Origin of the sequence: Tychonema sp. LEGE 06208, assembly GCF_015207505.1 — a bacterium.
In the GTDB taxonomy this organism is placed as follows: domain Bacteria; phylum Cyanobacteriota; class Cyanobacteriia; order Cyanobacteriales; family Microcoleaceae; genus Microcoleus.
In genome coordinates this window covers 1-14106 of the sequence record NZ_JADEWT010000146.1, presented here as the reverse complement: position 1 = coordinate 14106, position 14106 = coordinate 1, and the positions used below count along the sequence as shown (strand labels likewise).

The 14106-nt window shown below is 44.3% G+C and carries 16 protein-coding genes; 7 read left to right on the top strand and 9 right to left on the bottom strand.

Annotated features, from left to right (window positions below; translation table 11 throughout):
- Positions 1 to 44: 44 nt before the first annotated feature.
- Complete coding sequence (locus IQ263_RS25510; protein WP_194070900.1) at positions 45 to 890, top strand: ABC transporter permease; 846 nt, start codon at positions 45 to 47, stop codon at positions 888 to 890.
- A 387-nt stretch (positions 891 to 1277) separates the two neighbouring features.
- Here the strand turns inward: IQ263_RS25510 and IQ263_RS25505 are convergent, their stop codons facing one another.
- A complete protein-coding gene (locus IQ263_RS25505) occupies positions 1278 to 2093 on the bottom strand; it encodes an acyl-CoA desaturase (protein ID WP_194070899.1) in 816 nt (271 codons plus the stop codon).
- 107 nt (positions 2094 to 2200) lie between these two features.
- Between IQ263_RS25505 and IQ263_RS29535 the strand changes: the two genes are divergently transcribed.
- Positions 2201 to 2323: a hypothetical protein gene (locus IQ263_RS29535; protein WP_255515929.1), complete on the top strand. Its 123-nt coding sequence runs from the start codon at positions 2201 to 2203 to the stop codon at positions 2321 to 2323.
- Positions 2324 to 2590: 267 nt separating this feature from the next.
- Here IQ263_RS29535 and IQ263_RS25500 read toward each other — a convergent pair whose 3' ends face one another.
- Positions 2591 to 3403 (bottom strand): acyl-CoA desaturase, encoded by an 813-nt coding sequence (locus tag IQ263_RS25500; protein WP_194011153.1) that lies wholly within the window; start codon positions 3401 to 3403, stop codon positions 2591 to 2593.
- Between the two features lie 81 nt (positions 3404 to 3484).
- On the opposite strand from IQ263_RS25500, the gene IQ263_RS25495 reads away from it, so the two are divergent.
- Positions 3485 to 4717, top strand: coding sequence for a methionine gamma-lyase family protein (locus IQ263_RS25495; RefSeq protein ID WP_194070898.1), 1233 nt, complete (start codon positions 3485 to 3487; stop codon positions 4715 to 4717).
- A gap of 8 nt (positions 4718 to 4725) precedes the next feature.
- On the opposite strand, the gene IQ263_RS25490 is transcribed toward IQ263_RS25495, so the two are convergent.
- The 6 genes from IQ263_RS25490 to IQ263_RS25465 form a co-directional block, all read right to left on the bottom strand.
- Complete coding sequence (locus tag IQ263_RS25490) at positions 4726 to 5457, bottom strand: DevA family ABC transporter ATP-binding protein (RefSeq protein ID WP_194070897.1); 732 nt, start codon at positions 5455 to 5457, stop codon at positions 4726 to 4728.
- 61 nt (positions 5458 to 5518) lie between these two features.
- The gene (gene devC, locus IQ263_RS25485; RefSeq protein WP_194070896.1) at positions 5519 to 6673 is read right to left on the bottom strand and encodes an ABC transporter permease DevC; all 1155 of its coding nucleotides are present in this window, start codon (positions 6671 to 6673) and stop codon (positions 5519 to 5521) included.
- Between the two features lie 238 nt (positions 6674 to 6911).
- On the bottom strand, positions 6912 to 7247 hold the full coding sequence (locus IQ263_RS25480; protein ID WP_194070895.1) for a DUF2834 domain-containing protein: 336 nt from the start codon (positions 7245 to 7247) through the stop codon (positions 6912 to 6914).
- 46 nt (positions 7248 to 7293) lie between these two features.
- On the bottom strand, positions 7294 to 7935 hold the full coding sequence (locus IQ263_RS25475) for a Vat family streptogramin A O-acetyltransferase (RefSeq protein ID WP_228050356.1): 642 nt from the start codon (positions 7933 to 7935) through the stop codon (positions 7294 to 7296).
- Positions 7936 to 7940: 5 nt separating this feature from the next.
- Positions 7941 to 9443: an HlyD family efflux transporter periplasmic adaptor subunit gene (locus IQ263_RS25470; protein ID WP_194070893.1), complete on the bottom strand. Its 1503-nt coding sequence runs from the start codon at positions 9441 to 9443 to the stop codon at positions 7941 to 7943.
- 7 nt (positions 9444 to 9450) lie between these two features.
- The gene (locus IQ263_RS25465) at positions 9451 to 10035 is read right to left on the bottom strand and encodes a TetR/AcrR family transcriptional regulator (protein WP_194070892.1); all 585 of its coding nucleotides are present in this window, start codon (positions 10033 to 10035) and stop codon (positions 9451 to 9453) included.
- Between the two features lie 324 nt (positions 10036 to 10359).
- Here IQ263_RS25465 and IQ263_RS25460 point away from each other — a divergent pair, with 324 nt between their 5' ends.
- The 3 genes from IQ263_RS25460 (at position 10360) to IQ263_RS30045 (ending at position 11509) form a co-directional block, all read left to right on the top strand.
- A complete protein-coding gene (locus IQ263_RS25460) occupies positions 10360 to 10821 on the top strand; it encodes a GNAT family N-acetyltransferase (RefSeq protein ID WP_194070891.1) in 462 nt (153 codons plus the stop codon).
- Between the two features lie 52 nt (positions 10822 to 10873).
- Positions 10874 to 11245, top strand: a complete 372-nt coding sequence (locus IQ263_RS25455; RefSeq protein WP_194070890.1) for a DUF2237 family protein — start codon at positions 10874 to 10876, stop codon at positions 11243 to 11245.
- A gap of 192 nt (positions 11246 to 11437) precedes the next feature.
- Complete coding sequence (locus tag IQ263_RS30045; RefSeq protein ID WP_194070901.1) at positions 11438 to 11509, top strand: element excision factor XisI family protein; 72 nt, start codon at positions 11438 to 11440, stop codon at positions 11507 to 11509.
- 241 nt (positions 11510 to 11750) lie between these two features.
- Here the strand turns inward: IQ263_RS30045 and IQ263_RS25445 are convergent, their stop codons facing one another.
- Positions 11751 to 12953 (bottom strand): Coenzyme F420 hydrogenase/dehydrogenase, beta subunit C-terminal domain, encoded by a 1203-nt coding sequence (locus IQ263_RS25445; protein ID WP_194070889.1) that lies wholly within the window; start codon positions 12951 to 12953, stop codon positions 11751 to 11753.
- A gap of 216 nt (positions 12954 to 13169) precedes the next feature.
- Here IQ263_RS25445 and IQ263_RS25440 point away from each other — a divergent pair, with 216 nt between their 5' ends.
- Positions 13170 to 13730 carry a hypothetical protein gene (locus IQ263_RS25440; protein ID WP_194070888.1) on the top strand — a complete coding sequence of 187 codons (561 nt, stop codon included), beginning with the start codon at positions 13170 to 13172 and terminating at the stop codon, positions 13728 to 13730.
- The last annotated feature ends 376 nt before the right edge of the window (positions 13731 to 14106 follow it).

The following is a 14106-nucleotide window of genomic DNA, read 5'->3' as shown; positions in this document are numbered from 1 at the left end:
CCCCATTCCCCATTCCCAAATTACCAATTCGCGATTAACGAGACATGGAAAATCCCACCAAAAATCCACAGGAGGAAATACCACCCGATATGTACTTAAAACCTAAAATTAAAATTTCTTGGCAAGTCATATTTGCCATCTCGATGTTTTTTTATATGTACCTGCCCATATTGGTACTCACATTTTACAGCTTTAACAAATCGCGTTTTAGCGCCGGCTGGGAAGGATTTACCTTAAATTGGTACGTTCAATTATTTAGCGATACGCGGATATTAATTGCCCTCAGAAATAGTTTAACAGTCGCTGTTTGTGCAGTTGCAATCTCGGCTGTACTCGGAACTTTAATGGCCGTTGGTTTAGCCCGCTACCGCTTTCCGGGGAAAAGTTTATATCAGGGAGTTTCCTACTTGCCGATTATTATTCCAGATATTGCCAGCGCGGTTGCTACTCTGGTATTTTTAGCAGCCCTCGCTATTCCTCTGAGTTTGTGGACAATTGTCGCCGCCCACGTTGTGTTTTGTCTGGCTTACATCGCTCTAGCTGTTTCTACTAGATTGGCGGATTTAAACCCCTATTTAGAAGAAGCTGCCTTAGATTTGGGTGCAACACCTGTTGAGGCTTTTATTCAGGTTTTGCTCCCTCAATTAATACCCGGCATAGTTTCTGGTTGTCTGCTGTCTTTTGTCCTCAGCATGGACGACTTTTTGATTGCGAGTTTCACCGCAGGTAGCGGGACTACAACTCTGCCGATGGAAATTTTTAGCCGGATTCGGACTGGAGTGAAACCTGATATTAATGCTCTCAGCGTGCTGTTAATAGTAGGTTCGGGAGGATTGGCATTTTTAGCAGAATATTTGCGCGGCCGCAGCGACCAAAAACGGTCTCATTAGTCAGTTGGTAGTTGGCAGTTGGCAGTTGGCAGTAGTCATTAGTCAGTAGTCAGTAGTCATTAGTCATTGGTTATAATACAAAATCCGGGTTTTGGATACTTTTTACGAACCAGTCGGCGTAGGCCGACATCGTTTGTGTAGTAGCGGTTTCAACCGCCGAATCATCAAGGGGGTATGTTACCCGGATTTGGTATTATATAGCGGTTATCAAGCGTGGTGAGGTATGCCCTATGCCCTATGCCGCATAGTACCTCATCTTTCTGAAAAAGGCTATAACTGGTTGTTAGTCACAAAAAAACCGGGTTTCTTTAAGAAACCCGGTTTCTGAAGCGGTAAGGTGGGCGGTTCGGCACACCCTAAAGAGGTTCTGCCTCTAGGACTGAATTACTATTTTGCTGGTAATTTAACCTTACTAGCCAAACCTAGCGCTTCCAAGACTTGAATTGTCATCCAAGTAAAGTCAATTTCCCACCATTTCATACCGTGACGGGCAGAGTATTGAAAAGCGTGGTGATTGTTGTGCCAGCCTTCGCCGTAAGTCAAAACCGCAACCCACCAACAATTAGTAGAACTATCTTTAGTTTCGTAGGTGCGGTAGCCAAACTTGTGAGTTGCACTGTTTACAAACCAAGTGCAGTGATACACCAAAATTAAGCGGACAAAAATCACCCAAACTACAAAGGGCCAGCCTGCGGCGAAGTAAAGCAACACGCCAAAGACGATTTGTATGGGGAGAAAGTAGTTTTGCAAAAATTGGTAAAACGGATCGCTGGAAATGTCTTTTGTGCAGCGAGCAATTTCAGCGTGGGCGGGGCCTTTATAAAGCATCCAGCCGAGGTGACTCCACCAAAAACCATTCTGGGCATTGTGAGGGTCGATCGCATTTTGGTCGGAGTGGGTGTGGTGCAAGCGGTGCAGCCCAACCCAATCAATTATTCCTCCTTGACAGGCCAGGGCTCCGCAAAATGCTAGAAAGTATTCTACGAATTTTGGTGTCTGAAAGCTGCGGTGGGTGAGTAGGCGGTGCCATCCGAGAGTTATTCCTAAACCGCCGGTGATCCAGTGCATGAATACTGTTAAACCAACTGCTGTCCAGTTGAAGTTACTCGGTAAAAATGCGAACAAAGCTCCGATATGCAGTCCTGCTAAACTAATAACGTGTTTCCAATTGTATTGGAGTTTTTCTTGTGTTGCTATTGTCATTCTTTTTTTTGATTTCTGATGAGATGCAGACTGGAATTCACGTATAAGAGTTTGGATTGAGTCGCGAACTGTTTTGGTGCACGCTTGCCCAAACTGAGCGAGAATGAATGAATGATAGATTTGGGAGTATCTGTGTTTGGCATTTAATAGTGCTGTCGGGAAATCCCGACAGCACGCTTTATAAAAAATGCTTTTTTCAAAAATTAGATGCTCCCCTAGATTTTGGATGAGGATCGAAAAAGATTTACGATTTAATTGTGAAATTAAAAATTTTGGCTGCAAAACAAAATTTTTTGTTTCTAGTTCTATTATAACTGATTGTGGTGTTGGTTGGGTCGATCGCGCCAGATGATTCAATCTGTGTTCAACGCAACCTGACCCGATCGCCAAAACTGGCTCATTAGTCAGTTGGCAGTTGGCAGTTGGCAGTTGGCAGTTGGCAGGAAAGCAGTCAACAATGCCCAATTACCAATTACCAATTACCAATTATCAAGTTACTATTTTTCTGCTAATTTCACTTTGGTTGCCAAACCCAGCGATTGTAGCAGTTGAATAGTCATCCAAGTGATGTCGATTTCCCACCATTGGAGACCGTGGCGAGCGGAGTATTGAAAGGCGTGGTGGTTGTTGTGCCAGCCTTCACCGTAGGTGAGGACAGCAACCCACCAGCAGTTGGTCGAGCCATCGCCCGACTCGTAGGTGCGGTAGCCAAATTTGTGGGTAGCGCTGTTAACCAGCCAAGTGCAGTGGAACACCACCACGATCCGCATAAATACGCCCCAAACCACGAAAGACCAGCCGCCTAATAAATAAAGCAACACGCCGAACACGACTTGGATGGGTATAAAATATGCTTGGAGAAACTTGTATACTGGGTCGTCGCCGATGTCTTTGGTAAAGCGAGGGATTTCAACTCTGATCGGTAGATCCGAGAGCATCCAGCCCATGTGGCTCCACCAGAAGCCTTGATTTGAATCGTGGGGGTCTGTTTCGGTGTCAGAATGTATGTGGTGTAATCGGTGCATTCCTACCCAGTCGATCGGGCCGCCTTCACAGGACAGGGTGCCACAAATAACTAGAAAATACTCTAGCCATTTGGGTGTTTGAAAACTGCGGTGCGTAACGAGACGGTGAAATCCGAGAGTAATCCCTAAACCACCTGTTACCCAGTGCAGGAATACTGCTAAGCCGACAGCAGACCAGCTAAAATTACCCGGCAGTAAAGCAAATAAAGCGCCGATGTGCAGAAAGGCCATAAAGCCTATGACAGGCCAATCAGGAGAAGTTTTTTTGGAAGTTGCAATCGTCATGAATATATTATGTTTACAAACTAGAGGCCGTATTTACGCGATAATCAACGGCGCGCACGCAAATGGTGAGCGAGGTTATAGATGAATAGCGTTTCACGGCTACAGGAAGCAGAACAGGCACTCTTTCAGATTTTTTCTGGTATTGACGCGACAGTCAAGCAAAATCTTCAACGAGTCTTAAAAGCTTTTCGCAGCCACCGGGTTGGAGTCCAGCATTTTGCAGGGGTTACGGGTTACGGCCACGACGATTTGGGTCGGGAAACTTTGGACGCGGTGTTTGCCGCGGTAGTAGGGGCAGAGGCGGCGGCTGTGCGGGTACAGTTTGTTTCGGGTACTCACGCGATCGCCTGTGCTCTTTTTGGCATCCTGCGTCCTGGTGACGAAATGTTGGCAGTGGCTGGTTCTCCCTACGATACTTTAGAAGAAGTGATCGGCTTGCGGGGGCAAGGTCAAGGTTCACTGATTGAGTTTGGCATCCTTTACCGTGAGTTGCCTCTAACTCGCGAAGGTTCTGTGGATTGGCAGACATTGAGCTCTACTATTTCAGCAAAGACTCGCCTGGTTTTGATCCAGCGCTCTTGCGGTTATTCTTGGCGATCGAGTCTGTCTATTTCAGAGATTAAAAAAATCATCGATCTAGTCAAACATCAGAATCCTAACACAATTTGCTTTGTGGATAATTGTTACGGCGAGTTTGTTGAGGATTGCGAACCTACTGCTGTGGGTGCGGATCTGATGGCTGGTTCTTTGATCAAAAATCCGGGGGGTACGATCGTCCCCACAGGAGGTTACATCGCCGGGAGGGCCGCTCTGGTGGAGGCTGCAACTTGTCGCTTGACGGCACCGGGAATTGGCAGCAGCGGAGGCGCAACTTTTGATTTGAATCGCTTGCTGTTTCAGGGTTTATTTTTGGCCCCTGGGTTTGTGGGGGAGGCGATGAAGGGCAATCATTTGACGGCTTATGTTTTTTATAAGTTGGGTTATCGGGTGAATCCGATTCCTTTGGCGAGGCGCAGGGATGTGATTCAGGCGATCGAATTCGGTTCTGCTGATAAGTTAATTGCTTTTTGTAGGGCGGTTCAGCAAAATTCTCCGGTGGGTTCCTATTTAGATCCGGTGCCGGCGCCGATGCCGGGGTACGAGAGTCAATTGGTGATGGCTGGAGGTACTTTTATTGATGGGAGTACCTCCGAGTTTTCCGCTGACGGGCCTCTGCGCGAGCCCTATGTGGCTTTTTGTCAGGGGGGAACTCATTGGACTCATGTATCGATCGCCCTCGAAGCTGCGATCGATGCTGTAGGGCCCGCTAAGTGAAGATGTGATTAAGGTTGATCGGCTAAATTTGTGACTAAACGGCCGTCTTCCATGTAGATAATGCGATCGGCAATATCGAGAATGCGGTTGTCGTGCGTGACTAGCAAAATCGTGCAACCTTGTTCTTTTGCTAGTTTCTGCATAATTTCTACGACATCTCGCCCGGATTTTTTGTCTAAAGCGGCGGTTGGTTCGTCCGCTAATACTATTTTAGGGTGGCTGACTAACGCGCGGGCGATCGCCACCCTTTGTTTTTGCCCTCCCGACAAATTTTCGGGATAATAATTAGCCCTCTCTCCCAAACCAACAGCTTCTAACATTTTTATTGACAAAGCATCCATATTCTGATTTAGCATTTCTTTGTGCAATTCCAAAGACATTCGCACGTTTTGCTTAGCTGTTAAAAATGTCATCAAGTTATGTGCTTGAAAAATATAACCAATTTGCTTTCTGAGTTTGGTTAACTGATTTTTTCCAGCGCCGCGTATTTCTTGCCCGAGAATTTTGAGACTACCTTCTTGAGCCGAACGTAGACCGCCTAACATCGTCAACAAAGTCGTTTTCCCTGAACCCGAGGGCCCCGTCATAATTACTATTTCTCCGGGGGTGATGTCGAGATTTATGTCGAATAAGGCTTGTTTTTTGAGAGAGCCTTGACCGAAGTAATGGTTGAGGTTTTTGACTGAAATTACTGGTGCGGTTGCGGTGGTTGGGTTTGCGGGTGAATTTAGGGTTTGCATGGTAATTTTTTTGGTTTTTTTTGACCGCAGATGCAGGCAGATTGACGCTGATGAACGCAGATTAGAAGATGTCTGCGGGGTCTGCTGATTGGAGTTTGCGGAGGGCGAGGGCGCCGGAACCGGTACACATCACGATCGTCAAACTCAACACTACAACCGCTCGATTTGCTGTCATCGCAATTGGCAGCAATGTAGCAGATTGTGCTAAGGAATACAGCCCGTTCGCTAAAACAATTCCCGGCATAAAACCCAATACAGCTAATAGCAGAGCTTCTTGAACCAAGACTCCGACTAAATAGCGATCGCTATATCCCATTGCTTTTAAAGTCGCGTATTCCGCCAAGTGATCGGAAACGTCGGAGTAAAGGATTTGGTAAACGATAATCAGACCAACAATGAATCCGATGATTGTACCGAATCCGAAAATAAAGCCGATCGGAGTAGCATTTCCCCAATAAGCTTTTTCGATTTCCGCAAATTCTGCCAAAGTCAAAACTTTAACATCATCTGGCAATATATTTTTGAGCATTAACTGGACTTTTTTGATATCAGCACCGGGTTTGAGGTTGATTAAGCCGACATCAATTTCGTCAGGTTTGCGATCGGGAAATAAGTTCATGAATGTAGAATCGCTAGCAATGACATTGCCATCGGCGACAAAGGAAGCACCGAGAGTAAAGACTCCTCCCACTTGAATGTTGCGTTTGTTTAGTTCAGTTTCCAGCGTAGATTGTTTGTTAAAAATATTGGCAATTTTGCCGTACTCAGGTCGAGAAGCTTGGTCAAACAACACGCGATTAAACATTTTAATTTGATGCAAGTTTTGATTGACATCGGGCAAATTAAATGTGATATTTCCGGGATCGATGCCAAAAATTAAAATCCTTCTAGTAGTGCGGTTTGTAGGATTTCGCCACTCTCCCGTACCAATATATAATGAAGTCACGAACTTGACTCCTTCCACTCCTTCCGCTTGGTAAAGTCGCTCTCTATTGAACTGTTTTACCGCTGCAAAAGTTTCAACTTGAGGATTGATTAAAACTAAATCTGTCTGTAAACTTTGGTGCGGCTTAACGGCAGAGTCGAAGAGTGCATCTTGAAATCCCAGTTGCACGAATATCAAAATATCTGCAAAGGCAATTCCTGAGATAGCGACAGCAAGGCGAGTTTTTTCTCTAGTTACTTGCAACCAAGCAAGGGGTGTTTTGCGAAACATAAGCTTTGTTTGGGAATTGGGAATTGGGAATTGGGCAATACGGTTCAGATAAGACAGATCCCCTCTAGCCCCCCTTAAAAAGGGGGGAACAAGAAGGTGCTGCGAAGTCCCCCTTCTTAAGGGAGATTTAGGGGATCTTCGGGGAATTAACAGTGTTAACCCAAGCGTATTGGGGCATAGGAGCGAAGTCGAAGCATTGGCATTGAGAATTGAAAACTGGGAATTGGTGATTAGTTATTTATTGTCGATCGCTTAAAGCTGCTTGTTCAAGTTGACGTTGGCGCATTAGGAGGAATAAAGGTAAACCTAGGGAAACACCAACCAGTAAATTACTGGCAATATAAATCCACAAAATTTTCATTTTTAGACGCGAACCTTCGCTAAAAACAAAAATCCACAAAACCACGGAAGACACGATGACATCCATGCCGAAAAAACCGGAAATCTGGTTCGCAAATAATTGTCCAAAGAACTCGTTGACATTCAACCCTTTTTCTAAGAGAAACGGGATAAACTGGGAATAGGGCAAAGCTGTTCCTAGAATACAGAGAACTAAGTAGGCAATTTTAAGCATTGGGAAACCTCCACTTTGTTAATTTTAAATCCCTGTATGGGCGAGTTTACTCAGTATTACTGAGTGCTTTAATATCGGATTGCATAATTAAGTTAATATTACGCGAAATCTTATCAATTTCCCAATCCCACCACCGAATTTGTAATAGTTGTGCAACTTCAGCATCGCTGAAACGCTGTTTGATTAAACCTGCGGGATTTCCTCCGACAACGGTGTAAGCGGGAATGTCTTTTACTACAACGGATTTGGCGGCAATAATCGCACCGTCGCCGATTTTGACTCCGGGCATAATGACGGATTCATAGCCGATCCAAACATCGTTACCAATTACGGTATCGCCTTTGCTTGGCAGTTCGATTAATAGATTCATTGCTGTTTCCCAGCCGTTACCAAAGATGGGAAAAGGATAGGTTGAAATGCCGTCTAGTTTGTGGTTTGCACCGTTCATGATGAATTTGACGTTGGTGGCGATCGCACAAAATTTACCAATAATTAATTTCTCACTCCCGTAATTGTAAAGTACGTTTCTCTCGAAATTTTCCGGGTCGATGGGATCGTCGTAGTAAGAGTAATCACCGACAATAATATTGGGCGATTTAACAAAGTTTTTGATAAAGCAAACCCGGCGCTGGTTTACCATCGGATAAGGTCGGTTTGGATTTGGCCCTAATTCTGCCACGTTTCTCAATCTCCCTAATTTTTAATTGCTACTTGTACCTGCAAATTTGTCAATCCCGCAACTTGTTTGCTAGCTTCAGGATTCAGGTGAATTTTCACTTCCACAACTCGGCTGTCTAAGTTTTCTCCCGGCTGGTTGCTAAACACGTTTTGCTTGCTGACTTTTAACCCGATTTCTTTAACAGTTCCCGGCAATTCTCCTGAAAATGCTTGGCTGGTAACATCTGCTTTTTGCCCAACCTTGATTTTGCTGATGTCGGTTTGGTAAACTTCGGCAACGACTACCATTTGCTGAGTTTCTCCCACGTCTGCAATTCCGTCATCGCTGATTTTTTCTCCTACGCGGGTGTGAATTTTGAGGATTTTTCCGGGTTGCGGAGTGCGGATGTAAGCTTGATTTAATTCGGTTTGGGCGCGATTGACTTGGGCGATCACGCTATTGATTTCGGTTTGGGCTGCTTGGATATCTACCGGGCGTACTTCGCCTATCTTGTCGAGAGTTGCTTCGGCTTCTTTTAGTTCTTCGCTGCCACTGTTTTTGATGCGGTTAAGTGTTGCTTCAGCTTCTGCTAACTGCTGGATTGCTGTATTGTTAATTCGGGAAAGATTTGCTTCGGCTTCTGCTAACTGCTGGGTTGCTGTACTGTTAATTCGGGAAAGATTTGCTTCGGCTTCTTTAAGCTGCTGCCTTGCGGTACTGTTAATGCGGCTGAGATTTGCTTCGGCTTCTTTAAGTTGCTGCCGACTTGTTTCTAATGTCAGCCGTTTGCTGTCCATTACCGATTGAGAAATAGCGCCTTCGGCAACAAGTTCTTTGTGCCGCAGATATTCGGTTTCGGCATTAGTAGACTCGGCTTTTAATTTGTTAATTGTTGCTGTTTGTGCTGTTTTTTCTCCTTGCCACTGTGCAGTTATGCGGCTAATTGTTGCTGTTTGTGCTTTCCTTTCTCCTTGCCATTGTGCAGTTATTCTGCTGATAGTTGCTTGCTGTGCTTTCCTTTCTCCTTCCCATTGTGCTTGCAGCCGATCGACAGTTGCTTGTTGCGCCTCCCGGTTTCCTTGCAATTGGGCTTCTAGCTTGCCAATTGTCGCAGATTGTGCTGCAAGTTCTCCCGACTTGGCGCCCGCTTTTACCTTGGCTAAATTGGCTTCAGCAACTTTGACTTTTTCTTTGGCTTCGTCTAAAGCAGATTTTAGCCGATCGCCCGCATCCAAAATTGCGATCGACTGCCCTGCTTGGACGCGATCGCCCTCTTTGACTAAAAGCTTCGCCACGCGATCGCCATCCAACGCCTGCGACACCCCCAACCGAATCACTTCCCCCAGCGGTTCCAATCTTCCCAAAGCCGTGATTTTTCGGGGCGGAGGTGTTTCTACGGGTAAAGGTTCAGCATTTTTAGCTAAAGATCCAAACTGAGAAATGCCGTAAAAAGTTGTACCCACGCTAATAGCAGCGCCAGCAACTACCAATCCCATTACCAATTTATTTTTAGGCTTGATGAAAGATTGAAAATTCATATTCCTCCTAGATTTGCGGTTGTTTTTTTTCTAAATAAGCCAGCAGCATTTCTTTTAATAAATTCGCTTGTTCAGAAAAAGATATCCTTTCCCCCTGATAAAACCTTCTTACCAGCAAGCCGTCAACAGAGTTGATGATAAATATAGCAATGGCCGGATCGGAAACACCCAAGTAGCAACATACTGCCTCTTCGTAACGCTTTCCTGCTTGCTGAAGAGCATGGTTGTTGTCAATATCTTGGCGATTTTTGTTCTGACAAAAATCAAACATTATCAACAAGCTCTTCATAATATAATCTTCATTCTTTGCCAGATGATTCATCATTTCTTCAATCCTTTCTCCCAGGGTGGGTGGATTTCCCAACTCTGCTAGTTCTTCTTCTTTGGTATCTTCATAACTCAAGTATTCAATTAACTGCTCGAACAAGCTTTCTTTGCTTGGAAAATAGTGGTACAGCGTGCCTGTTGAAACTCCAATTCCTGAGGCAATTTCTCGCATTGTGACGGAGGAATAGCCTTTTTCGGCAAAGAGCTCAAAGGATTTGTTCAGTAATTCTTTGCGGTACAATTCGCGGTCAACTATTTTTGGCATAGGTCGATCTATCTTCTGATTTTTTATTCCAGATCCTAGGTGATCGGAGATTTAAGGGCGATCGACTAAATATTCCTATATCGAACATCCGATATAGTATAACCGAATACAAAACAGGCTCTTGGTGGCTGAGCTTGGAAAAATAAGGTATATCGAACAGTTGTTATAATTAATCTTTCACAGACTAGCGGAGCTTGTCAAGGGGTGCAGTAAAATTATTTTTAGAGTCGATTTGTCGGGGCGGGTTTAGCCCAAAATCCCAAACACCCGCAATCAATCTCCGTCCAAAACCCGCCAATCGTGCGAATCTGCACCTGAATGATTATGAAAATCCGAACCTACGAAATCGGCGACACCCAAAAAATTATAAAACTGTTCTACGACACAGTGCGCGAAGTCAATATCCGCGATTACACAAAAGCCCAAGTAGATGCTTGGGCTCCAGCCGATATCGATATTGAAAGTTGGACTAAAAGTTTAAGCAGTAAATTTACTTTTGTAGCAGAAGAGGGCGATACAATCGCAGGTTTTGGAGAATTAGAAGCCAACGGCCACATCGATCGCTTTTACTGTCACAAAGACTTTCAAAGACAAGGAGTTGGCAAGCTTATTTTAACACAAATTGAGTCAAAAGCCCAAGATTTAGGACTTAAAAAGTTATTTGCCGAAGCCAGCATTACAGCTAAAGCTTTTTTTGAAACCCAGGGATTTATGGCGATCAAAAAGCAAGAAGTAGAACGGAGAGGTAAAAAATTAATCAACTTTGTTATGGAAAAATATCTATAAACAACAACCTTTTGTGTAAAATTAGATCGAAGAGTTTTGCGGAGGAGTTGTGATGGTGACGGAAGCTACAAATGTGCTGGGCGGAAAATTAGAGACTTGCTGCACGTCGCCCATGACGGGGTATTATCGAGACGGAAAATGCAATACCGGCGGCGGCGATTTGGGGGCTCACACTGTTTGCGCCCAACTGACAGAAGATTTTTTGCAATTCACCAAAAGAATGGGAAACGATTTGAGTACGCCGGTTCCTGAGTTTAAATTTCCGGGATTGAAACCAGGGGATTGTTGGTGTTTGTGCGCTTCTCGGTGGAAGGAAGCAATGGATGCTGGATGTGCGCCGCGCGTGGTTTTGGCTGCGACTCACGCCTTGACTTTGGAATACGTTTCTTTGGACGAATTGAAGGAACACGCTGCTGATTTGTAGGAATGTGCGATCGCCTTTTTTATGCAAACCCTAGGATGCGTCAGTTGGCTTTATTTGTTCAATCATTAAACAGTTTCTGACTGACGCACCTGAAAAAATACTTATTGCATAAATGTTAGAGAAAGCCTGTTAACCGCAGATGAAATGCTGACAAACACAGATAGACGCAGATAATTTTAAGAGAATTATTGTGTGTTTTATTTGGATATTAAAAGTGGTCAAATTTGGATTCAGCGAAATCAAACTGACAGCCAAATTGCTTGAGATGATTTCGTTCGCGACACTATAAAATTCCTTCGTAGTGAGGAGTTGAGTCCGCATCAATCCTAGGAATAAAGTCCTCACTACAAACATTTTTAATTAATAGTAATTAACAGGATATATGATATCATTTCCTGTCGATTACTACAACACAAAGGAATTTTTGCGGACTTAAGTCCGCACTACGAACGAATTTTATTGCGGTCAATCGAACGGACACGATATGATGCACTCTACAACAAGTTTAGACCTCTGGTAACTTATACTGCGCGACAATCCGCTTAGCATATTCCGGCACATGAGCCTCCAATTTATCAGGATAATTTCGCTTCACGTACAGATAATTGCGAGTGAAATGAGAATCAATTGAAAAGCGCGCATATTCCAAACCCTTCGGCCCAATTCTCTCAATAAAAACTCCCATCAACTTCGCCGCCCACATCGGTAAAGTCACACCTTTTTCGTAAGCGGGAATACTTTGCTGAACGGCTTCTTTGCGGTTTCCTTGAGACATCACCGGCTGAGTGTTTAGCTGATCCGTTACCAAGTCTAACATTTCTTGCCCGGTATCATTTCTTACTACAATCCACTGCCAACCAAAAGGTGCGCCCATGTAGCCGACAACTAAATCTGCTAAAGAATTGACGTAATCAAAACAGCTCAAACAAGAAGGAGCAAAAACATCTTTCAATTCTTTAGTATTCAAACCAAAAAACGGCACTTTTTCTTCCGAACCATCTTCGTGTTTGAAGTGAACGTTAAAGTCTTGCATAAACTCGTAAGAAACCACCGTTTCAGGAGAGCGGCTAGTTGTATCTAGAAACTTTTGCAAGCCTGCACGGCTGACATTATCGACACAGGGAGTTCCGAGAACGTAAAGCTTTTCTAAACCGAGTTGTTTTTCGACTGTTCGCAATGCTTGAATTTGACAGCCTACACCAATTACTAACAGTCGTTTCATTCCCGATTTTTCGATTTGTTCTAATACTGAAAGGTTGGGAGACAGAGTTGGTTTGTTGACTTTGGCTGCGAGAATTTCTTCGCGATTTCTAGCAATTATTGGCATCGGTTGAAAGCGGTCTTCTTTAGTGTTTTGGACGCAGACAACGCCTTCAACAATGCCTTTTTCTAGCATTTCGATCGCAATTGAGCTGACAATTCCCGTCCACTGAGCGCCTTCAATTGGTTCTTTTTTCTTAGCAGCCATCATATTTTGACTGACTCCGAAGTACCAATCGTCGGGATTGTCGAGATTGCGCGATCGCCCGTGAATCTCTGCTTCTAGTTCTGCGATATGCTGTGTTAAGAAAGCGCAAGCTTCCTTGACATAATGGATATAATATGTATCGCACAAACCGCATTCGCTGCAAAGCTCTTTAGCGGGGCGGCGGCTTCCGGGTTTGAGGGCTTTAGATTTTTGGTGTTTAGTGGAATCTATGGCGGTCATCTAAATTGCGGATTTTATGGAGCAACGGCTTTTGTTAGGATATCACACCAATTCCGGTGATTAATTATCATAAACGCCCGATCGCCCTGGAGGGAACAGCCAGCAGCAAGCGGGCTTTACCTGTTGTGCGAATTCTCTCGGCTCGCAATTATTAGTATTGCTCCGGATCGATCGGGCGATCGGGCGAAGAATTTTCTAAATAAAGCTATAAAAAAAATGGTAAAATTGTTCCTGACAACAGCCGTCGCTAGCATCATACTCAATATCGCAATTTCGAGCTTAGGATTTGCTGCTTTAGTTCGCCCTGTGGCGGGTATGAATAAAACTGTTATCGCCCTAGAAACAATGCTGAGCGCGACACAAAAGCCCGCAGCGATCGACTATTCGCGCTTGGAGATTAGCGGCATGAAATTGGGGATGTCTGTAGAAGAAGCTAAACGCAAGTTGGGAAAACCGCAGCGAGACGAAACTAAATCTGCTGGTTCAGTAATTGGTGGCAAGATTCGCACGTTAACCTACTCGAAATTGACGGTAGCAGCATGGGAAGGCAAAGTTTATTTAATTTCTACTACTAATCCCAAGTTGGCGACAATTGATGGTATCAAGGTAGGAGAGGGCAGGCAAAAAGTTGTTAAAACTTACGGTTACGGGTGGCAATCTGTGCATGGTGAAGCCACTCGGTTGACTTACAGCAATGACCAAAAGGCTTCTAATTTGGTTTTGGAACTTAAGGGCGATCGCGTGCAAAAGATTCTTGTCGGGACGCAGCTAGAATAAAATATTATATCAATTCTGGTTGCACTCATACAATGACTGTTGGCTGTTGACTGTTGACTGTTGATTGTTGACGGGCGGGTCAAAAAACTGCATGGTTGAGTGTTAAGTGTTGACTCAATTTTATTATTCCGATGCAACGGGAAACGATATTACACAACAGTCTAAGAATTCCCGCGTACAGGTTTGCAGTCAGGACTTGCGTCTTTCCGATTAGAAATGCCATTTCATCCCTGGACTAAAGTCGCAGGGCTGACGGGGTGACAACCCCGTTAAAACCCATAGCTAACAAAGGTTTGACCGATTTATGGTAAAAAAAGATGGGGTCAATATCGTTAAACAACCCCATCTATAGAAAATGTTACCTCCATTTTACCAA

Excerpts from the sequence above, each read along its gene's own strand:
- IQ263_RS25500 (WP_194011153.1), bottom strand. The coding sequence starts at position 3,403 with ATGACGATTGCAACTTCCAAAAAAACTTCTCCTGATTGGCCTGTCATA.
- IQ263_RS25495 (WP_194070898.1), top strand. The coding sequence starts at position 3,485 with ATGAATAGCGTTTCACGGCTACAGGAAGCAGAACAGGCACTCTTTCAG.
- IQ263_RS25440 (WP_194070888.1), top strand. The coding sequence starts at position 13,170 with ATGGTAAAATTGTTCCTGACAACAGCCGTCGCTAGCATCATACTCAAT.
- IQ263_RS25445 (WP_194070889.1), bottom strand. The coding sequence starts at position 12,953 with ATGACCGCCATAGATTCCACTAAACACCAAAAATCTAAAGCCCTCAAA.
- devC (WP_194070896.1), bottom strand. The coding sequence starts at position 6,673 with ATGTTTCGCAAAACACCCCTTGCTTGGTTGCAAGTAACTAGAGAAAAA.
- IQ263_RS25465 (WP_194070892.1), bottom strand. The coding sequence starts at position 10,035 with ATGCCAAAAATAGTTGACCGCGAATTGTACCGCAAAGAATTACTGAAC.
- IQ263_RS25480 (WP_194070895.1), bottom strand. The coding sequence starts at position 7,247 with ATGCTTAAAATTGCCTACTTAGTTCTCTGTATTCTAGGAACAGCTTTG.
- IQ263_RS25470 (WP_194070893.1), bottom strand. The coding sequence starts at position 9,443 with ATGAATTTTCAATCTTTCATCAAGCCTAAAAATAAATTGGTAATGGGA.
- IQ263_RS25510 (WP_194070900.1), top strand. The coding sequence starts at position 45 with ATGGAAAATCCCACCAAAAATCCACAGGAGGAAATACCACCCGATATG.
- IQ263_RS25490 (WP_194070897.1), bottom strand. The coding sequence starts at position 5,457 with ATGCAAACCCTAAATTCACCCGCAAACCCAACCACCGCAACCGCACCA.
- IQ263_RS25455 (WP_194070890.1), top strand. The coding sequence starts at position 10,874 with ATGGTGACGGAAGCTACAAATGTGCTGGGCGGAAAATTAGAGACTTGC.
- IQ263_RS25505 (WP_194070899.1), bottom strand. The coding sequence starts at position 2,093 with ATGACAATAGCAACACAAGAAAAACTCCAATACAATTGGAAACACGTT.
- IQ263_RS25460 (WP_194070891.1), top strand. The coding sequence starts at position 10,360 with ATGAAAATCCGAACCTACGAAATCGGCGACACCCAAAAAATTATAAAA.
- IQ263_RS29535 (WP_255515929.1), top strand. The coding sequence starts at position 2,201 with ATGAATGATAGATTTGGGAGTATCTGTGTTTGGCATTTAATAGTGCTG.